The sequence below is a fragment of the Escherichia marmotae genome, assembly GCF_002900365.1.
In the GTDB taxonomy this organism is placed as follows: Bacteria; Pseudomonadota; Gammaproteobacteria; order Enterobacterales; family Enterobacteriaceae; genus Escherichia; species Escherichia marmotae.
Map to the genome: position 1 here is coordinate 83,970 of NZ_CP025979.1, position 18,933 is coordinate 102,902.

The window sequence follows — 18,933 nt, forward strand, 5'->3', positions numbered from 1 at the left end:
ATGCACGAGAATCAACAACCACAAACCGAGGCTTTTGAGCTGAGTGCGGCAGAGCGTGAAGCGATTGAGCACGAGATGCACCACTACGAAGACCCGCGTGCGGCGTCCATTGAAGCGCTGAAAATCGTTCAGAAGCAGCGTGGCTGGGTGCCGGACGGCGCGATCCACGCGATCGCTGACGTTCTGGGTATTCCGGCAAGCGATGTTGAAGGTGTGGCAACGTTCTACAGCCAGATCTTCCGCCAGCCGGTGGGTCGCCATGTGATCCGCTATTGTGACAGCGTGGTTTGTCACATCAACGGTTACCAGGGAATTCAGGCGGCGCTGGAGAAAAAACTGAATATCAAACTAGGGCAAACGACGTTTGACGGTCGCTTTACGCTGCTGCCAACCTGCTGCCTGGGGAACTGCGACAAAGGGCCAAACATGATGATCGATGAGGACACTCACGCGCATCTGACCCCGGAAGCGATCCCTGAACTGCTGGAGCGGTATAAATGAAAAACATTATCCGTACTCCCGAAACGCATCCGCTGACCTGGCGTCTGCGCGATGACAAACAGCCGGTGTGGCTGGACGAATACCGCAGCAAAAACGGTTACGAAGGGGCGCGTAAGGCGCTGACCGGGCTTTCTCCGGACGAAATCGTCAATCAGGTCAAAGATTCCGGTCTGAAAGGGCGCGGCGGTGCGGGCTTCTCTACTGGCCTGAAGTGGAGCCTGATGCCGAAAGACGAATCCATGAACATCCGTTACCTGCTGTGTAACGCCGATGAAATGGAACCGGGCACCTATAAAGACCGTTTGTTGATGGAGCAACTGCCGCACCTGCTGGTGGAAGGTATGTTGATCTCTGCCTTTGCGCTGAAAGCGTATCGCGGCTACATCTTCCTGCGTGGCGAATATATCGAAGCGGCAGTGAATCTGCGTCGTGCCATTGCCGAAGCGACCGAAGCGGGGCTGCTCGGTAAAAACATTATGGGAACAGGTTTTGATTTCGAACTGTTCGTCCATACCGGGGCAGGACGCTACATCTGCGGTGAAGAAACTGCGTTAATCAACTCTCTGGAAGGGCGTCGCGCTAACCCGCGCTCGAAGCCGCCATTCCCGGCAACCTCAGGCGCATGGGGCAAACCGACCTGTGTTAACAACGTCGAAACCCTGTGTAACGTTCCGGCGATCCTCGCTAACGGCGTGGAGTGGTATCAGAACATCTCGAAAAGCAAAGATGCTGGCACCAAGCTGATGGGCTTCTCTGGTCGGGTGAAAAATCCGGGTCTGTGGGAACTGCCGTTCGGTACTACCGCGCGTGAAATCCTTGAAGATTACGCTGGTGGTATGCGTGACGGGCTGAAATTCAAAGCCTGGCAGCCAGGCGGCGCGGGCACTGACTTCCTGACAGAAGCGCACCTTGACCTGCCGATGGAGTTCGAAAGTATCGGTAAAGCGGGTAGCCGTCTGGGTACGGCGCTGGCGATGGCCGTTGACCACGAGATCAACATGGTGTCGCTGGTACGTAATCTGGAAGAGTTTTTCGCCCGTGAATCCTGTGGCTGGTGTACGCCGTGCCGCGATGGTCTGCCGTGGAGTGTGAAAATTCTGCGTGCACTGGAGCGTGGCGAAGGTCAGCCTGGCGATATCGAAACACTTGAGCAACTGTGTCGATTCTTAGGCCCGGGTAAAACCTTCTGTGCCCACGCACCAGGTGCAGTGGAGCCGTTACAGAGCGCCATCAAATATTTCCGTGAAGAATTTGAAGCGGGAATCAAACAGCCGTTCAGCAATACCCATTTGATTAATGGGATTCAGCCGAACCTGCTGAAAGAGCGCTGGTAACCGAATTTCGATTAACGCTCAGTCTATGACTGAGAAAACTGGAAGCATGCTAATGGCTACAATTCATGTAGACGGCAAAGAATACGAGGTCAACGGAGCGGACAACCTGCTGGAAGCTTGTCTGTCTCTGGGCCTTGATATTCCTTACTTTTGCTGGCATCCGGCGCTGGGAAGCGTCGGTGCTTGCCGCCAGTGTGCGGTGAAGCAATACCAAAACGCGGAAGACACGCGTGGTCGCCTGGTGATGTCCTGTATGACACCGGCTTCCGATGGCACCTTTATTTCCATTGACGACGAAGAAGCGAAACAGTTCCGTGAAAGTGTGGTCGAGTGGTTAATGACCAACCATCCGCACGACTGTCCGGTCTGTGAAGAAGGTGGTAACTGCCATCTTCAGGATATGACCGTGATGACCGGGCATACCTTCCGTCGCTACCGTTTCACCAAACGTACCCACCGCAATCAGGATCTGGGGCCGTTCATCTCTCATGAAATGAACCGCTGCATCGCCTGCTACCGCTGCGTGCGTTACTACAAAGATTACGCTGACGGTACGGATCTGGGCGTTTATGGCGCGCACGACAACGTTTACTTCGGTCGCCCGGAAGACGGCACCCTGGAAAGCGAGTTCTCCGGTAACCTGGTGGAAATTTGCCCGACCGGCGTATTCACCGATAAAACGCACTCCGAGCGTTATAACCGTAAATGGGATATGCAGTTTGCGCCGAGTATCTGCCAGCAATGTTCCATCGGTTGTAACACCAGCCCGGGTGAACGTTATGGTGAACTGCGTCGTATCGAAAACCGTTACAACGGTACGGTAAACCATTACTTCCTCTGCGACCGTGGTCGTTTCGGCTACGGCTACGTCAACCTGAAGGATCGTCCACGTCAGCCGGTACAGCGTCGTGGCGATGATTTCATCACCCTCAACGCCGAGCAGGCGATGCAAGGTGCGGCAGATATTCTGCGTCAGTCGAAGAAAGTCATCGGCATCGGTTCTCCGCGTGCCAGCGTGGAAAGCAACTTTGCGCTGCGTGAACTGGTTGGCGAAGAAAACTTCTACACCGGTATCGCTCACGGTGAGCAGGAACGTCTGCAACTGGCGCTGAAAGTGCTGCGTGAAGGCGGCATTTATACTCCGGCACTGCGTGAAATCGAATCTTACGATGCAGTACTGGTGCTGGGCGAAGATGTTACACAGACCGGGGCACGCGTCGCGCTGGCGGTTCGTCAGGCAGTAAAAGGCAAAGCGCGCGAAATGGCGGCAGCACAGAAAGTGGCTGACTGGCAGATTGCGGCAATCCTCAACATTGGCCAACGTGCCAAGCACCCGCTGTTTGTTACTAACGTTGATGACACCCGCCTGGATGACATCGCGGCGTGGACTTACCGCGCACCGGTTGAAGATCAGGCGCGTTTAGGTTTTGCCATCGCCCACGCGCTGGACAACTCTGCACCAGCGGTTGACGGTATCGAGCCGGAGCTGCAAAGCAAAATCGACGTCATCGTGCAGGCACTGGCTGGTGCGAAGAAACCGTTGATTATCTCCGGCACTAACGCCGGTAGCACAGAAGTGATTCAGGCTGCAGCTAACGTAGCGAAAGCCCTGAAAGGTCGCGGCGCTGACGTAGGTATCACTATGATTGCCCGTTCCGTAAACAGTATGGGGCTGGGCATTATGGGCGGCGGTTCGCTTGAAGAAGCCCTGACCGAACTGGAAACCGGACGCGCCGATGCAGTGGTGGTGCTGGAAAACGATCTACATCGTCACGCTTCCGCGACCCGCGTGAACGCCGCGCTGGCAAAAGCGCCGCTGGTGATGGTGGTTGACCATCAGCGCACGGCGATTATGGAAAACGCCCATCTGGTGCTTTCCGCTGCCAGCTTTGCTGAAAGCGACGGTACGGTGATCAACAACGAAGGTCGTGCTCAACGTTTCTTCCAGGTTTACGATCCGTCTTACTACGACAGCAAAACGGTGATGCTGGAAAGCTGGCGCTGGTTGCACTCGCTGCACAGTACGCTGCTGAGTCGAGAAGTGGACTGGACGCAGCTCGACCATGTGATTGACGCCGTCGTGGCGAAGATCCCGGAACTTGCTGGCATCAAAGATGCCGCGCCGGATGCGACATTCCGCATTCGTGGTCAGAAACTGGCTCGTGAGCCGCACCGTTACAGTGGTCGTACCGCCATGCGCGCCAATATCAGCGTTCATGAACCGCGTCAGCCGCAGGATATCGACACCATGTTCACCTTCTCGATGGAAGGTAACAACCAGCCGACCGCGCACCGTTCGCAAGTGCCGTTTGCCTGGGCACCGGGCTGGAACTCCCCGCAGGCGTGGAACAAATTCCAGGACGAAGTGGGTGGCAAATTGCGCTTTGGCGATCCGGGCGTGCGTTTGTTTGAAGCCAGCGAAAACGGTCTGGATTACTTCACCAGCGTACCGGCACGCTTCCAGCCGCAGGAAGGGAAATGGCGTATCGCGCCGTACTACCATCTGTTTGGCAGCGATGAACTGTCACAGCGTGCTCCGGTATTCCAGAGCCGTATGCCGCAGCCGTATATCAAACTCAACCCGGCAGATGCCGCGAAGTTGGGCGTGAATGCGGGTACTCGCGTCTCCTTTAGTTACGATGGCAACACGGTCACGCTACCGGTTGAAATCGCAGAAGGGCTGACGGCAGGGCAGGTGGGCTTGCCGATGGGCATGTCCGGCATTGCCCCGGTGCTGGCTGGCGCGCATCTTGAGGATCTCAAGGAGGCACAACAATGACCTGGTTATCACCGGAACTGATTGAGATCCTGCTGACCATCCTCAAAGCGGTGGTGATCTTGCTGGTGGTTGTCACCTGCGGGGCATTCATGAGCTTTGGTGAACGTCGTCTGCTGGGGCTGTTCCAGAACCGTTACGGACCTAACCGTGTTGGCTGGGGCGGTTCGCTTCAGTTGGTCGCGGACATGATCAAAATGTTCTTTAAAGAAGACTGGATCCCGAAATTCTCGGATCGCGTCATCTTTACCCTTGCGCCGATGATCGCCTTTACCTCGTTGCTGCTGGCCTTTGCGATTGTGCCAGTCAGTCCGGGTTGGGTGGTTGCCGACCTGAACATCGGGATTTTGTTCTTCCTGATGATGGCAGGTCTGGCGGTTTACGCAGTGCTGTTTGCGGGCTGGTCAAGTAACAACAAATACTCGCTGCTGGGTGCGATGCGTGCTTCTGCGCAGACCCTAAGCTACGAAGTGTTCCTCGGGCTTTCCCTGATGGGCGTGGTGGCGCAGGCCGGTTCATTCAACATGACCGACATCGTTAACAGCCAGGCGCATGTATGGAACGTCATCCCGCAATTCTTTGGTTTTATTACCTTTGCCATCGCGGGCGTGGCGGTATGTCACCGTCACCCGTTTGACCAGCCGGAAGCCGAGCAGGAACTGGCGGATGGTTACCACATTGAATATTCCGGGATGAAATTCGGCCTGTTCTTCGTGGGTGAATACATCGGGATTGTGACCATCTCCGCACTGATGGTGACGTTGTTCTTCGGTGGCTGGCAAGGCCCGTTGTTACCGCCATTCATCTGGTTCGCGCTGAAAACTGCGTTCTTTATGATGATGTTCATTTTGATTCGTGCGTCGTTGCCGCGTCCGCGTTATGACCAGGTAATGTCCTTCGGCTGGAAAATCTGCCTGCCGCTGACGCTGATCAACTTGCTGGTAACGGCGGCTGTCATTCTCTGGCAGGCGCAATAAGGGGCACTAAGACCATGACCTTAAAAGAATTGTTAGTAGGTTTCGGCACCCAGGTTCGTAGTATCTGGATGATCGGCCTGCACGCGTTCGCCAAGCGCGAAACGCGAATGTACCCGGAAGAGCCGGTCTATCTGCCGCCCCGTTATCGTGGTCGTATCGTTCTGACCCGCGATCCGGACGGCGAAGAGCGTTGCGTAGCCTGTAACCTCTGCGCAGTAGCCTGCCCGGTCGGCTGTATCTCGCTGCAAAAAGCAGAAACCAAAGACGGTCGCTGGTATCCGGAATTTTTCCGCATCAACTTCTCACGCTGCATTTTCTGTGGTCTGTGCGAAGAAGCCTGTCCGACCACGGCGATTCAGTTAACCCCGGATTTCGAGATGGGGGAATACAAACGCCAGGATCTGGTTTACGAGAAAGAGGATCTGCTGATCTCCGGTCCGGGCAAATACCCGGAATATAACTTCTACCGGATGGCAGGTATGGCAATCGACGGCAAAGATAAGGGCGAAGCAGAGAACGAAGCCAAGCCTATCGACGTCAAGAGCCTGTTACCGTAAGGAGAGGGGCAATGGAGTTCGCTTTTTATATCTGTGGCCTGATAGCCATACTTGCGACCTTGCGAGTGATCACCCATACCAATCCGGTACACGCACTGCTGTACCTGATTATTTCGCTGCTGGCGATTTCCGGGGTGTTCTTCTCATTGGGCGCTTACTTTGCCGGTGCGCTGGAAATTATTGTCTACGCGGGTGCCATTATGGTGCTGTTCGTGTTCGTGGTGATGATGCTCAACCTGGGCGGTTCGGAAATCGAACAGGAACGCCAGTGGCTGAAACCGCAGGTGTGGATTGGTCCGGCAATTTTGTCGGCCATCATGCTGGTGGTGATTGTTTACGCCATTCTCGGTGTTAACGATCAGGGTATCGATGGTACGCCAATCAGCGCCAAAGCAGTGGGTATTACGCTGTTTGGGCCTTACGTGCTGGCGGTTGAACTGGCCTCTATGCTGCTGCTGGCCGGTCTGGTTGTGGCCTTCCACGTCGGTCGCGAAGAGCGTGCGGGTGAAGTGCTGAGCAATCGCAAAGACGACAGCGCGAAAAGAAAAACGGAGGAGCACGCATGATCCCCTTACAACATGGACTGATCCTCGCGGCAATCTTGTTCGTTCTTGGCTTAACCGGTCTGGTTATCCGTCGCAATCTGCTGTTTATGCTGATTGGTCTGGAAATCATGATTAACGCCTCCGCGCTGGCCTTTGTGGTCGCCGGGAGCTACTGGGGCCAGACCGACGGTCAGGTGATGTACATTCTTGCCATCAGCCTCGCGGCGGCGGAAGCGAGTATCGGTCTTGCGCTGCTGCTGCAACTTCACCGTCGTCGCCAGAACCTGAACATCGATTCAGTAAGTGAGATGCGCGGATGAACATGCTTGCCTTAACCATTATTTTGCCATTAATTGGCTTCATTCTGCTGGCGTTCTCTCGCGGACGCTGGTCTGAAAATGTCTCAGCGATCGTTGGCGTTGGCTCTGTGGGCCTGGCTGCGCTGGTGACTGCTTTTATCGGCGTCGATTTCTTCGCTAACGGTGAGCAGGCTTACAGCCAGCCGCTGTGGACGTGGATGTCGGTAGGCGACTTTAACATCGGTTTCAACCTGGTGCTGGACGGCCTGTCACTGACCATGCTCTCAGTGGTCACCGGTGTGGGTTTCCTGATCCACATGTACGCCTCCTGGTATATGCGTGGTGAAGAGGGCTACTCTCGCTTCTTCGCTTACACCAACCTGTTCATTGCCAGCATGGTGGTTCTGGTTCTGGCCGACAACCTGCTGCTGATGTACCTCGGCTGGGAAGGCGTGGGCCTGTGCTCCTATCTGCTGATCGGTTTCTATTACACCGATCCGAAGAATGGTGCCGCGGCAATGAAAGCGTTTGTCGTGACCCGTGTCGGTGACGTGTTCCTCGCTTTCGCGCTGTTCATTCTCTACAACGAACTGGGCACGCTGAACTTCCGCGAAATGGTGGAACTGGCACCGGCGCACTTTGCAGACGGCAATAACATGCTGATGTGGGCGACGCTGATGCTGCTGGGTGGTGCGGTTGGTAAATCTGCGCAGTTGCCGTTGCAGACATGGCTTGCCGACGCGATGGCTGGCCCGACGCCTGTCTCTGCGCTGATCCACGCCGCAACCATGGTAACCGCAGGTGTTTACCTGATCGCCCGTACCCACGGCCTGTTCCTGATGACCCCGGAAGTTCTGCATCTGGTGGGTATTGTCGGGGCGGTTACCTTGCTGCTGGCTGGTTTTGCTGCGCTGGTACAGACCGACATCAAACGTGTTCTCGCTTACTCCACCATGAGTCAGATTGGCTACATGTTCCTCGCGCTTGGCGTGCAGGCATGGGATGCGGCGATTTTCCACTTGATGACCCACGCATTCTTTAAAGCGCTGCTGTTCCTGGCATCCGGTTCTGTCATTCTGGCCTGTCATCACGAACAGAACATCTTCAAGATGGGCGGTCTGCGTAAATCTATTCCGCTGGTTTATCTCTGCTTCCTGGTGGGCGGCGCGGCGCTGTCGGCACTGCCGCTGGTCACTGCGGGCTTCTTCAGTAAGGATGAGATCCTCGCGGGTGCGATGGCGAATGGTCATATCAATCTGATGGTGGCTGGTCTGGTCGGTGCGTTTATGACCTCGCTCTACACCTTCCGTATGATTTTCATCGTCTTCCACGGAAAAGAACAAATTCACGCTCACGCCGTGAAAGGGATCACCCACAGCCTGCCGCTGATTGTGCTGCTGATCCTTTCCACCTTCGTTGGCGCACTGATTGTACCGCCGCTGCAGGGCGTGCTTCCGCAAACCACGGAGCTGGCACACGGCAGTATGTTGACCCTGGAAATTACCTCTGGCGTGGTTGCGGTTGTTGGCATTTTGCTGGCAGCCTGGCTGTGGCTGGGTAAACGTACTCTGGTGACTTCTATCGCCAACAGTGCACCGGGTCGTCTGCTGGGGACCTGGTGGTACAACGCCTGGGGCTTTGACTGGCTGTACGACAAAGTGTTCGTCAAACCGTTCCTGGGGATCGCCTGGTTGCTGAAACGCGATCCGCTGAACTCAATGATGAACATCCCGGCGATCCTCTCGCGCTTTGCGGGTAAAGGTCTGTTGCTCAGTGAGAACGGCTACCTGCGCTGGTATGTGGCATCCATGAGCATCGGTGCGGTCGTGGTGCTGGCACTGTTGATGGTACTGCGTTGAGTTAAGGATTGTGGGATTTGCCCTCGGGCATATAAGAACGTAGGTCGGATAAGCCACTACAGCGGCGCATCCGACACTCCCCCAATCCGAAGTGAATTTTCTGTCGTGAGAATTCGTTGAAAATCCGGTCCTGACGGGACTTTTACAAGGAATAAAGATCGCCATGTTACTACCCTGGCTAATATTAATTCCCTTTATTGGCGGCTTCCTGTGCTGGCAGACCGAACGCTTTGGCGTAAAGGTGCCGCGCTGGATCGCGCTAATCACCATGGGATTGACGCTGGCGCTGTCGCTGCAACTGTGGTTGCAGGGCGGTTATTCACTGACGCAATCCGCCGGAATTCCGCAGTGGCAGTCTGAATTCGACATGCCGTGGATCCCGCGTTTTGGAATCTCTATTCACCTCGCCATTGATGGTCTGTCGTTGCTGATGGTCGTGCTGACAGGTCTGCTCGGCGTGCTGGCGGTACTTTGCTCGTGGAATGAGATCGAAAAATATCAGGGCTTCTTCCACCTCAACCTGATGTGGATCCTGGGCGGTGTTATCGGCGTGTTCCTTGCCATCGACATGTTCCTGTTCTTCTTCTTCTGGGAAATGATGCTGGTGCCGATGTACTTCCTGATCGCACTGTGGGGGCATAAAGCTTCTGACGGTAAAACGCGTATCACGGCGGCAACCAAATTCTTCATCTACACCCAGGCGAGTGGTCTGGTGATGTTGATCGCTATCCTGGCGCTGGTCTTCGTTCACTACAATGCGACTGGTGTCTGGACCTTCAACTATGAAGAGCTGCTGAATACGCCAATGTCCAGCGGTGTGGAATATCTGTTGATGCTGGGCTTCTTCATCGCCTTTGCGGTGAAAATGCCGGTGGTTCCACTGCACGGTTGGTTGCCAGATGCCCACTCCCAGGCACCGACTGCCGGTTCCGTTGACCTCGCGGGGATCTTGCTGAAAACCGCCGCTTACGGTCTGCTGCGTTTCTCCCTGCCGTTGTTCCCGAACGCGTCGGCAGAGTTTGCGCCAATCGCGATGTGGCTGGGTGTTATCGGCATCTTCTACGGTGCGTGGATGGCCTTTGCCCAGACTGATATCAAACGTCTGATCGCCTACACCTCGGTTTCCCACATGGGCTTCGTGCTGATTGCTATCTATACCGGCAGCCAGTTGGCCTATCAGGGCGCGGTTATTCAGATGATTGCGCACGGCTTGTCGGCGGCGGGTCTGTTTATTCTCTGCGGTCAGCTCTATGAACGTATCCACACCCGTGACATGCGCATGATGGGCGGTCTGTGGAGCAAAATGAAATGGCTGCCAGCACTGTCGCTGTTCTTTGCTGTGGCAACGCTTGGGATGCCGGGCACTGGTAACTTCGTCGGTGAATTTATGATTCTGTTCGGCAGCTTCCAGGTCGTCCCGGTCATTACCGTTATCTCTACTTTTGGGCTGGTCTTTGCGTCTGTTTATTCGCTGGCAATGCTGCATCGCGCTTACTTCGGTAAGGCGAAAAGCGAGATTGCCAGCCAGGAACTGCCAGGGATGTCGCTGCGTGAGTTGTTTATGATCCTGTTGCTGGTGGTGCTGCTGGTACTGCTGGGCTTCTGGCCGCAGCCGATTCTGGATACCTCGCACTCCGCGATTGGCAATATCCAGCAGTGGTTTGTTAATTCCGTTACTACTACAAGGCCGTAAATCGCCATGACAATAACTCCACAAAACCTGATCGCACTGCTACCGTTGCTGATCGTCGGCTTGACGGTGGTGGTTGTGATGCTGTCCATTGCGTGGCGACGCAATCACTTCCTCAACGCCACGCTGTCGGTCATTGGGCTTAACGCGGCACTGGTTTCGCTCTGGTTTGTTGGCCAGGCGGGCGCTATGGACGTCACGCCGCTGATGCGTGTTGATGGTTTCGCCATGCTCTACACCGGGCTGGTACTTCTGGCGAGCCTCGCCACCTGTACTTTTGCCTACCCGTGGCTTGAAGGTTATAACGACAATAAGGACGAGTTCTACCTGTTGGTGTTAATTGCCGCCTTGGGTGGGATCTTGCTGGCGAATGCCAACCATCTGGCGTCTCTGTTCCTCGGTATCGAACTGATCTCTCTGCCGTTGTTTGGCCTGGTCGGTTACGCTTTCCGCCAGAAACGTTCGCTGGAAGCCAGTATCAAATACACCATTCTTTCTGCCGCAGCGTCTTCTTTCTTGCTGTTCGGTATGGCGCTGGTGTACGCGCAGTCTGGCGACCTGTCGTTCGTCGCGCTGGGTAAAAACCTCGGTGATGGTATGCTCAACGAGCCGCTGTTACTGGCGGGTTTTGGCCTGATGATTGTCGGCCTCGGCTTCAAACTTTCTCTGGTGCCGTTCCACCTGTGGACACCAGACGTATACCAGGGCGCGCCTGCGCCGGTTTCCACCTTCCTGGCGACGGCGAGCAAAATCGCTATCTTCGGCGTGGTGATGCGTCTGTTCCTTTACGCACCGGTGGGCGACAGCGAAGCGATTCGCGTGGTGCTGGCGATTATCGCCTTTGCCTCCATCATCTTCGGTAACCTGATGGCGCTGAGCCAGACCAATATCAAACGTCTGCTCGGTTACTCGTCTATCTCTCACCTCGGTTATCTGTTGGTGGCACTGATTGCGCTGCAAACCGGCGAGATGTCGATGGAAGCGGTAGGGGTTTACCTCGCCGGTTATCTGTTCAGCAGCCTCGGCGCGTTCGGTGTGGTCAGCCTGATGTCCAGCCCGTATCGTGGCCCGGATGCTGATTCCCTGTTCTCTTACCGCGGACTGTTCTGGCATCGTCCGATCCTCGCGGCGGTGATGACGGTGATGATGCTGTCACTGGCCGGTATCCCGATGACGCTGGGCTTTATCGGTAAGTTCTACGTGCTGACGGTTGGTGTTCAGGCGCACCTGTGGTGGCTGGTGGGCGCTGTGGTTGTCGGTTCGGCAATCGGCCTCTACTACTACCTGCGCGTGGCGGTGAGCCTGTACCTTCATGGTTCAGAACAGCCAAACCGTGATGCACCGTCAGACTGGCAGTACACGGCAGGCGGCATCGTGGTTCTGATCTCCGCACTGTTGGTACTGGTGCTGGGTGTATGGCCGCAACCGCTGATTAGCATTGTACGTTTGGCAATGCCGCTGATGTAAGCAGTCAGTTCGTAAGTCAGAAAGCCGCCGACATGTTCGGCGGTTTTTTTATGGTGCCTTTGACACCATCACCCAACAATAACCGTCAGCGCATGATTCCCTTGTCGCAGCATACGTCGATACGCGCTAATCAACTTCTCCATATCAAGCATGATCGACGCAAAGAGTTGCCCCTCTAACTCTTCTGAAAAGGTCACTCCCGGATAAATCTCCATTTCATTGAGTCGCTTAATGGAAAACTGTTTACGCAGCTCACTTCGATCCAGAGCTTCCAGGCGGTCGATTGTCGCGGCTAACTCCTGATTCCAGGTCAATCCCAGGAAACCATCTATGCCATCTTCGAGGCTGTGTTCACCAAGCACGGCACGACTTAGCGGGTCATTCTTCGCGGGATCAAAAGCAGAGGTACCTGTCAGGCCAAAATGTAAAAAATCCCAGCGCTTATCAATATCCAGTCGGCGTAAACCTGAAAGCGTGTCGTGAATATTGTCCATCAAAGGTTTTTCAGTAGACTCAAGCAGTTGGTTAACCTTTTCTGAATTAATTTCCGCAAAATAACCAATCATTCCCATTTGTTTTCCTCCGTTGAATTTCATTTTTCGCATCTTAAATCAGATGCCACAAAATAAAATTACAGCAGTCATTTTTCTGGAGCTGCCTCGAGAAATTTTTATTATTTACTGTTATGCAACAAACTAATAACGCCATCAATTACCTGCGCCATTTTCTGGTAATTGAGTCTGTCTGCAGTATCGCCAGACTGGTGATATTGTTTATTTCGATAAAACGCAGTGTCTGTAATCATGACGGCAGGAATATCTTGCTGCCAGTAATTGAGATGGTCGGAGAAATCGATACCGGGAATAAATCCCGGTGCGTTAATAGAATAAACAGGCAACTCTGTTGCTGATAACAACGCAGATTTTACCTGACGCACAGCGCTGATATCCTGCATTCTGCCAACCACTGCAATAAAATCACCACGGTCGGGATAAAGCCAGGACATGACAGAGTAAGGGTAATCCTGACTCCCGGATGCGGAGTCGTAATAACCAATCATCTCCAGCGCTATCATTAATTTCACCGGACGCTCAAGCGAAGCGGCGTGTACCGCGCTCCCCATTTCATCGCTACGAAAGAAGGGCGGTTCTTCCGACGCATAGGCGACTAGTTGAACGCCTGTTTTCGGCGCTTGCTGCTGTAACAAACGTGCCAGCTCCAGTAGTCCGGCGACGCCGCTGGCGTTATCATCCGCGCCTGGCGTATAGATTAATTGGTCGTTTTCATAACTGGTTGCGGAATCATAGTGCGCCCCAATAATAATCAGCGATCCATCGGCAGGACCGTAATCAGCAACAATGTTTTTGTAGGGGCCACCAGTAATGGGGACGTCCTGCACGGTAACTCTGGCACCGCTACTGACAAAGACCTCTTTTATATACTCTGCGGATCTATTCAGATTATCAATATTGTCAGCACTACGTGGATGCACAGTTTGTGTAAAGTAACGAACTGTTTTTTCTAATTGCTCGGGACTTGCGTGCCGGGGAGTTGGCGGTAATGCATTGACCCAAGGTTGATAAAAAACAATTAGAGGAAGTGAAAGCAAGAACAATATAAAAAAGGGAAAAGTTATTTTTTTCATATACAAATTATTAATGGTTTTTGTTGTTGAATCATTATTTGTTATGGGTTTCGGGATTGTATTTTATTAAGATTGGTCGGATTATACAAAGAGTCTATTTTATGTCTGGTAGCTGAGTTTATTTAAAAGGATTTTATATGCGAAATAAAAATATAATCATGTTGCTTATTAGTAGTTTGATTTTGTCAGGATGTGGGCCGGAATCTGATGATAAGGAAAGTCAGCAACAACAATCTACTACACCCACAGACCAGCAAGTACTTGCCGCGCAACAAGCGGCAACAAAAGTGGCGGAGCAAAGAGCCGCCGCCGCTAAAGCCGCTGCAGACGCGAAAGCAAAAACCTTAGCCCAGCATGAAGCGCAACAATCCTCAGACAAACAGGCTTTGCAGGGGCGATTGCAGGAAGCGCCAACATTTGAAAGAGCGGCTAAAGCAAAAGCTACACGTATCGCAAATCCAGGAACAGCTCGCTACCAGCAGTTCGATGATAATCCGGTTAAGCAGGTAGCGCAAAACCCGTTGGCGACGTTTAGCCTTGACGTCGACACCGGCAGCTATGCAAATGTACGGCGTTTCCTCAATCAAGGGCTGTTACCTCCGCCAGACTCTGTGCGAGTGGAGGAGATGGTCAATTATTTTCCGTCAGACTGGGTTATTAATGATAAAAGCAATAATAAAGAGCCTGTTCCCGCCACTAAGCCAATACCTTTCGCTATGCGCTACGAACTGGCATCTGCGCCCTGGAATGAGCAGCGAACATTGCTGAAAGTTGATATCCTGGCGAAAGATCGCAAAAGTGAAGAGTTACCAGCTTCTAATCTGGTCTTTCTTATCGACACTTCTGGTTCAATGATTTCTAGTGAACGTTTGCCACTTATTCAGTCTTCGTTGAAATTATTGGTCAAAGAACTTCGTGAGCAGGATAACATTGCCATCGTAACCTACGCTGGCGACTCCCGTATTGCGTTGCCTTCTACCTCAGGGAATCACAAGTCAGAAATTAATGCCGCGATTGATTCGCTGGATGCGGAAGGCAGTACCAATGGCGGTGCCGGGCTGGAACTGGCTTATCAGCAGGCGGCGAAGGGGTTTATTAAGGGCGGCATCAATCGCATTTTATTGGCCACTGACGGTGACTTTAACGTTGGTATTGACGATCCAAAATCGATTGAATCAATGGTCAAAAAACAGCGGGAGTCCGGTGTTACTCTTTCGACGCTTGGCGTGGGGGATGACAATTACAACGAGGCAATGATGGTGCGAATTGCCGATGTTGGTAACGGCAACTACAGCTACATTGATACCCTCTCTGAAGCGCAGAAAGTGTTGAACAGTGAAATGCGGCAGACGTTGATTACCGTAGCAAAAGATGTCAAAGCGCAAATAGAGTTTAACCCCGCGTGGGTAACGGAATACCGTCAGATTGGTTATGAAAAGCGCCAACTTCGGGCGGAGGATTTTAATAACGACAACGTTGATGCGGGGGATATTGGCGCAGGTAAACATATAACGTTGTTATTCGAATTAACGCTGAATGGGCAAAAAGCATCAATTGATAAGTTACGCTATGCCCCGGATAACAAATCAGCGAAATCAGATAAAGCGAAAGAACTGGCCTGGTTAAAGATTCGTTGGAAATACCCGCAGGGAAAAGAAAGTCAGTTAGTTGAATTCCCGTTGGCACCCACAATAAACGCACCTTCAGAAGATATGCGTTTTCGCGCAGCAGTCGCTGCGTTTGGGCAAAAATTGCGCGGTTCTGAATACCTGAATAATACATCCTGGCAGCAGATCGAACAGTGGGCGCGGCAAGCGAAAGGACCGGATCAACAAGGCTACAGAGCGGAATTTATTCGCCTGATTGGGCTGGCGGAAGGTCTGGACAATTCACAAAACTAAAAATGATAAATCTGTTTGCCGGATATCGACATCAAGCGTATTCGGCAAACAGATGAAAAATACGTCAAATAAGTGCGTTGGCATCATTAAATTAATCTGCCAACTAACCACCGCTTTCGACTTAAATGCTAAACACCGCGAAATCGCTCGCCAGTTCGGTTGCCGGGAAAATCGACCGACATTCGTGTAACAAGTGCTGACAGCCTTTATCATCATAGCGCGAACTAACATGGGTAATGATTAGTTTACCGACACCAGCTTCACGGGCCAGTGCCGCCGCCTGGCGTGTGGAGCTGTGGCCGCGACTGTTGGCTTTGGCCTCCATCGCCATATCCAGCGTCGCTTCGTGAACCATTATGTCGACACCTTTAGCAAGGTCGATTGCGGCATCGCAAGGGCCGGTATCACCGAAAATGGCGATTGATTTACCCGGTGTAGGCGCGTCTAAATAATCAGCGCCGTTAATCTGCCGACCGTCTTCCAGCGTGACTGTTTTGCCTTTTTTCAAATCCTGAAACAACGGACCGGGTTGTACACCGGCATCTTTTAACGCCCGGGCGTTCAGCGCGCCAGGTTTATCATGTTCTTCAATACGATAGCCGTAACATTCCAGCGGATGTTCCATCGGATAAGCTGTCACTTTACGCAAGCCATCATCAAGAATTTCGCCTGCACTAATTTCAATAATCTCCAGTGGATAATCAGTCCACGAGCCACTAATGCGTAACGCTGTCTCAACAAATTCACGGATACCTTGCGGACCATAAATGGTTAAGGGTTGCACAATGCCTGACATGGAACGACTGCATAGCAACCCAGGCAAGCCAAAGAGATGATCGCCATGTAAATGGCTTATAAAAATCCTGTCCAGTTTTCCGGGGTTAAATGCTGTGTGCAACATCTGGTGTTGTGTACCTTCACCGCAGTCAAATAACCAAAGCCCGGCTCGCGTTGGATGTTGCAGATTAAGCAATATTGCCGTGACATTCCGTGTTCGGGTCGGAACCCCCGCTGAAGTACCTAAAAAAATTAATTCCATGAGTTCATCACGCTGCTGAAAATATTCCAGCTAGTATAAAGCAAACAGAACAAAGGAGCCTTCCATGATCGACTGGCAAGATCTGCATCATTCTGATTTATCTGTTTCTCAGCTTTATGCCTTATTACAACTACGCTGCGCGGTATTTGTGGTGGAGCAAAACTGCCCTTATCAGGATATCGACGGTGATGATTTGGTAGGAGAAAATCGCCATCTTCTCGGCTGGCATCACGGGACACTGGTGGCGTATGCGAGGATCCTGAAAAGTGATGATGATCTCGAACCGGTGGTGATTGGTCGGGTGATTGTCAGCGAAGCCTTACGCGGCGAAAAAATCGGTCAGCAATTGATGAGCAAGGCGCTGGAATCATGTACGCGCCACTGGCCGGACAAGGCGATTTATCTGGGGGCGCAGGCGCACTTACAAAACTTTTATGAGCAATTTGGTTTCATTCCAGTGACCGATATTTATGAGGAAGATGGTATTCCGCATATCGGGATGGCGCGCGAGGTTAATCAGGCGTGATTGATAACAGTTGTCTATAGTTAGTGGCAGGTTTTACGTAAATGGAGAACGAGAATGTCTAATCAATTTAGTGATACACGTATCGATGACGACCTGACGTTACTGAGTGAAACACTGGAAGAGGTGCTACGCTCCTCTGGCGATCCCGCCGATCAAAAATATGTTGAGCTAAAGGCGCGGGCAGAAAAGGCGCTGGATGATGTGAAAAAAAGGGTAAGTCAGGCTTCCGACAGCTATTACTATCGGGCGAAGCAGGCGGTATATCGTGCCGATGACTACGTCCATGAAAAACCCTGGCAGGGGATTGGTGTGGGCGCGGCCGTTGGACTGGTATTAGGACTGTTGCTGGCACGCCGTTAAAACCTCCCTACACTGGGGTACTGCATTTTTTGTGCAGTACCCCGTATAATGTGAGGCTTTTAACAGGGAGAGGTCCGCGTGCAATCACTTACTACGGCGCTGGGAAATCTACTGCGCCATTTGTCGCAAGAGATTCCGGCGACACCCGGCATTCGGGTTTTCGATGTTCCTTTCCCCCTTAATGACGCTTTTGATGCTTTAAGCTGGTTGGCCAGTCAGCAAACGTATCCGCAATTCTACTGGCAACAACGTAATGGTGATGAAGAGGCCGCGGTGCTGGGCGCGATTGCCAGCTTTACGTCGTTGGACCAGGCACAACGTTTTCTTCGTCAGTACCCGGAACATCCCGACTTACGCATTTGGGGGCTGAATGCGTTTGACCCGTCACAAGGTCATTTACTTTTGCCGCGTCTGGAATGGCGGCGCTGTGCGGGAAAAGCGAGCTTTCGCCTGACCCTTTTCAGCGAAACGTCCCTTCAGAATGACGCAAATCAGGCAAAAGAATTCATTACTACACTGGCGAATACCAAACCGTTGCCCGCGTTGCATTTAACCACTCCACAAGAAAACCACTGGCCAGACAAATCGGGCTGGACGCGGTTAATTAAACTGGCGACCGACACCATTGCGGAAGGTGAGCTGGATAAAGTCGTACTGGCGCGGGCGACAGATCTGCATTTTGCAAGTCCGGTCAATGCGGCGGCAATGATGGCTGCCAGCCGTCGACTGAATCTTAACTGTTACCATTTCTACATGGGCTTTGATGGCGAAAGCGCATTTCTCGGCTCAACGCCTGAGCGACTATGGCGGCGGCGTGACAAAGCGCTGCGCACTGAAGCCCTTGCCGGAACGGTGGCAAATGACCCCGACGATAAACAGGCGCAGCGGTTGGCCGAGTGGCTGATGGCGGATGATAAAAACCAACGTGAAAACATGCTGGTGGTGGAAGATATCTGCCAGCGATTACAGTCTGATACCCAGACACTGGATGTTTTGCCGCCGCAGGTACTTCGCCTGCGAAAAGTACAACATCTGCGTCGCTGCATCTGGACTTCACTCAATAAAGCAGACGACGAGGTTTGCTTGCATCAGTTGCAGCCAACGGCAGCCGTAGCAGGCTTACCGCGCGATCTGGCGCGGCAGTTTATCGCGCAACACGAACCGTTTACCCGTGAATGGTACGCTGGCTCTGCGGGTTATCTTTCTCTACAACAAAGTGAATTCTGCGTTTCCCTGCGCTCGGCAAAAATCAGTGACAATGTAGTGCGTCTGTATGCCGGAGCAGGTATTGTCCGTGGCTCAGATCCCGAGCAAGAGTGGCAGGAAATCGACAACAAAGCGGCAGGACTGCGGACTTTATTACAAATGGAATAGTAATGAGTCGCATCATTATCGATTCATATCAATAATCTAATTTTGTAGCTCTCTATACTTAGCCGCAATATTGATACCGGACA

At 52.7% G+C, this 18,933-nt stretch carries 17 protein-coding genes; 14 read left to right on the plus strand and 3 right to left on the minus strand.

All coding sequences use genetic code 11. From position 1 onward, the window contains the following. The 10 genes from nuoE (at nt 1) to nuoN (ending at nt 12,005) form a co-directional block, all read left to right on the plus strand. The gene (nuoE, locus tag C1192_RS00475) at nt 1-501 is read left to right on the plus strand and encodes an NADH-quinone oxidoreductase subunit NuoE (protein ID WP_038355037.1); all 501 of its coding nucleotides are present in this window, start codon (nt 1-3) and stop codon (nt 499-501) included. Beyond that, nucleotides 498-1,835, plus strand: coding sequence for an NADH-quinone oxidoreductase subunit NuoF (gene nuoF, locus C1192_RS00480; protein WP_000789507.1), 1,338 nt, complete (start codon nt 498-500; stop codon nt 1,833-1,835). The genes nuoE and nuoF overlap by 4 nt, the downstream gene beginning before the upstream one ends. Nucleotides 1,836-1,887: 52 nt before the next feature. Further along, nucleotides 1,888-4,614: an NADH-quinone oxidoreductase subunit NuoG gene (nuoG, locus tag C1192_RS00485; RefSeq protein ID WP_001516779.1), complete on the plus strand. Its 2,727-nt coding sequence runs from the start codon at nt 1,888-1,890 to the stop codon at nt 4,612-4,614. Beyond that, nucleotides 4,611-5,588: an NADH-quinone oxidoreductase subunit NuoH gene (gene nuoH, locus C1192_RS00490; protein ID WP_000220077.1), complete on the plus strand. Its 978-nt coding sequence runs from the start codon at nt 4,611-4,613 to the stop codon at nt 5,586-5,588. Before nuoG ends, nuoH begins: the two co-directional genes overlap by 4 nt. A 14-nt stretch (nt 5,589-5,602) precedes the next feature. Next, complete coding sequence (gene nuoI, locus C1192_RS00495) at nt 5,603-6,145, plus strand: NADH-quinone oxidoreductase subunit NuoI (protein ID WP_000172749.1); 543 nt, start codon at nt 5,603-5,605, stop codon at nt 6,143-6,145. A gap of 11 nt (nt 6,146-6,156) precedes the next feature. Continuing rightward, nucleotides 6,157-6,711, plus strand: coding sequence for an NADH-quinone oxidoreductase subunit J (gene nuoJ, locus C1192_RS00500; RefSeq protein ID WP_000393511.1), 555 nt, complete (start codon nt 6,157-6,159; stop codon nt 6,709-6,711). Then, complete coding sequence (nuoK, locus tag C1192_RS00505; protein ID WP_000612644.1) at nt 6,708-7,010, plus strand: NADH-quinone oxidoreductase subunit NuoK; 303 nt, start codon at nt 6,708-6,710, stop codon at nt 7,008-7,010. The genes nuoJ and nuoK overlap by 4 nt, the downstream gene beginning before the upstream one ends. Further along, nucleotides 7,007-8,848, plus strand: a complete 1,842-nt coding sequence (gene nuoL, locus C1192_RS00510) for an NADH-quinone oxidoreductase subunit L (RefSeq protein ID WP_001516778.1) — start codon at nt 7,007-7,009, stop codon at nt 8,846-8,848. Before nuoK ends, nuoL begins: the two co-directional genes overlap by 4 nt. 163 nt (nt 8,849-9,011) lie before the next feature. After that, nucleotides 9,012-10,541, plus strand: coding sequence for an NADH-quinone oxidoreductase subunit M (gene nuoM, locus C1192_RS00515; RefSeq protein ID WP_001516777.1), 1,530 nt, complete (start codon nt 9,012-9,014; stop codon nt 10,539-10,541). Nucleotides 10,542-10,547: 6 nt separating this feature from the next. Further along, nucleotides 10,548-12,005: an NADH-quinone oxidoreductase subunit NuoN gene (nuoN, locus tag C1192_RS00520; protein WP_038355038.1), complete on the plus strand. Its 1,458-nt coding sequence runs from the start codon at nt 10,548-10,550 to the stop codon at nt 12,003-12,005. A gap of 68 nt (nt 12,006-12,073) precedes the next feature. On the opposite strand, the gene C1192_RS00525 is transcribed toward nuoN, so the two are convergent. Together C1192_RS00525 and C1192_RS00530 are read right to left on the minus strand one after the other, a co-directional pair. Beyond that, nucleotides 12,074-12,577, minus strand: coding sequence for a YfbM family protein (locus C1192_RS00525; RefSeq protein ID WP_000525379.1), 504 nt, complete (start codon nt 12,575-12,577; stop codon nt 12,074-12,076). A 101-nt stretch (nt 12,578-12,678) separates the two neighbouring features. Beyond that, complete coding sequence (locus C1192_RS00530; RefSeq protein ID WP_001516775.1) at nt 12,679-13,650, minus strand: M28 family metallopeptidase; 972 nt, start codon at nt 13,648-13,650, stop codon at nt 12,679-12,681. Nucleotides 13,651-13,787: 137 nt separating this feature from the next. On the opposite strand from C1192_RS00530, the gene C1192_RS00535 reads away from it, so the two are divergent. Next, a complete protein-coding gene (locus C1192_RS00535) occupies nt 13,788-15,551 on the plus strand; it encodes a vWA domain-containing protein (RefSeq protein ID WP_038355039.1) in 1,764 nt (587 codons plus the stop codon). 121 nt (nt 15,552-15,672) lie between these two features. Here C1192_RS00535 and rbn read toward each other — a convergent pair whose 3' ends face one another. Beyond that, nucleotides 15,673-16,590 carry a ribonuclease BN gene (gene rbn / locus C1192_RS00540; RefSeq protein WP_000420121.1) on the minus strand — a complete coding sequence of 306 codons (918 nt, stop codon included), beginning with the start codon at nt 16,588-16,590 and terminating at the stop codon, nt 15,673-15,675. Between the two features lie 64 nt (nt 16,591-16,654). Here rbn and C1192_RS00545 point away from each other — a divergent pair, with 64 nt between their 5' ends. From C1192_RS00545 to menF, 3 genes are all read left to right on the plus strand, one after another. Next, on the plus strand, nt 16,655-17,116 hold the full coding sequence (locus C1192_RS00545; RefSeq protein ID WP_000568147.1) for a GNAT family N-acetyltransferase: 462 nt from the start codon (nt 16,655-16,657) through the stop codon (nt 17,114-17,116). A 54-nt stretch (nt 17,117-17,170) separates the two neighbouring features. Beyond that, the gene (gene elaB / locus C1192_RS00550) at nt 17,171-17,476 is read left to right on the plus strand and encodes a stress response protein ElaB (RefSeq protein ID WP_000070671.1); all 306 of its coding nucleotides are present in this window, start codon (nt 17,171-17,173) and stop codon (nt 17,474-17,476) included. Nucleotides 17,477-17,554: 78 nt separating this feature from the next. Further along, entirely contained in the window at nt 17,555-18,850 is a 1,296-nt protein-coding gene (gene menF, locus C1192_RS00555; RefSeq protein WP_038355040.1) for an isochorismate synthase MenF, read from the plus strand. The last annotated feature ends 83 nt before the right edge of the window (nt 18,851-18,933 follow it).

What these genes read in the sequence shown, in the direction of transcription:
- nuoE (WP_038355037.1), top strand. Translation starts at nt 1, where the DNA reads ATGCACGAGAATCAACAACCACAAACCGAGGCTTTTGAGCTGAGTGCG.
- nuoF (WP_000789507.1), top strand. Translation starts at nt 498, where the DNA reads ATGAAAAACATTATCCGTACTCCCGAAACGCATCCGCTGACCTGGCGT.
- nuoG (WP_001516779.1), top strand. Translation starts at nt 1,888, where the DNA reads ATGGCTACAATTCATGTAGACGGCAAAGAATACGAGGTCAACGGAGCG.
- nuoH (WP_000220077.1), top strand. Translation starts at nt 4,611, where the DNA reads ATGACCTGGTTATCACCGGAACTGATTGAGATCCTGCTGACCATCCTC.
- nuoI (WP_000172749.1), top strand. Translation starts at nt 5,603, where the DNA reads ATGACCTTAAAAGAATTGTTAGTAGGTTTCGGCACCCAGGTTCGTAGT.
- nuoJ (WP_000393511.1), top strand. Translation starts at nt 6,157, where the DNA reads ATGGAGTTCGCTTTTTATATCTGTGGCCTGATAGCCATACTTGCGACC.
- nuoK (WP_000612644.1), top strand. Translation starts at nt 6,708, where the DNA reads ATGATCCCCTTACAACATGGACTGATCCTCGCGGCAATCTTGTTCGTT.
- nuoL (WP_001516778.1), top strand. Translation starts at nt 7,007, where the DNA reads ATGAACATGCTTGCCTTAACCATTATTTTGCCATTAATTGGCTTCATT.
- nuoM (WP_001516777.1), top strand. Translation starts at nt 9,012, where the DNA reads ATGTTACTACCCTGGCTAATATTAATTCCCTTTATTGGCGGCTTCCTG.
- nuoN (WP_038355038.1), top strand. Translation starts at nt 10,548, where the DNA reads ATGACAATAACTCCACAAAACCTGATCGCACTGCTACCGTTGCTGATC.
- C1192_RS00525 (WP_000525379.1), bottom strand. Translation starts at nt 12,577, where the DNA reads ATGGGAATGATTGGTTATTTTGCGGAAATTAATTCAGAAAAGGTTAAC.
- C1192_RS00530 (WP_001516775.1), bottom strand. Translation starts at nt 13,650, where the DNA reads ATGAAAAAAATAACTTTTCCCTTTTTTATATTGTTCTTGCTTTCACTT.
- C1192_RS00535 (WP_038355039.1), top strand. Translation starts at nt 13,788, where the DNA reads ATGCGAAATAAAAATATAATCATGTTGCTTATTAGTAGTTTGATTTTG.
- rbn (WP_000420121.1), bottom strand. Translation starts at nt 16,590, where the DNA reads ATGGAATTAATTTTTTTAGGTACTTCAGCGGGGGTTCCGACCCGAACA.
- C1192_RS00545 (WP_000568147.1), top strand. Translation starts at nt 16,655, where the DNA reads ATGATCGACTGGCAAGATCTGCATCATTCTGATTTATCTGTTTCTCAG.
- elaB (WP_000070671.1), top strand. Translation starts at nt 17,171, where the DNA reads ATGTCTAATCAATTTAGTGATACACGTATCGATGACGACCTGACGTTA.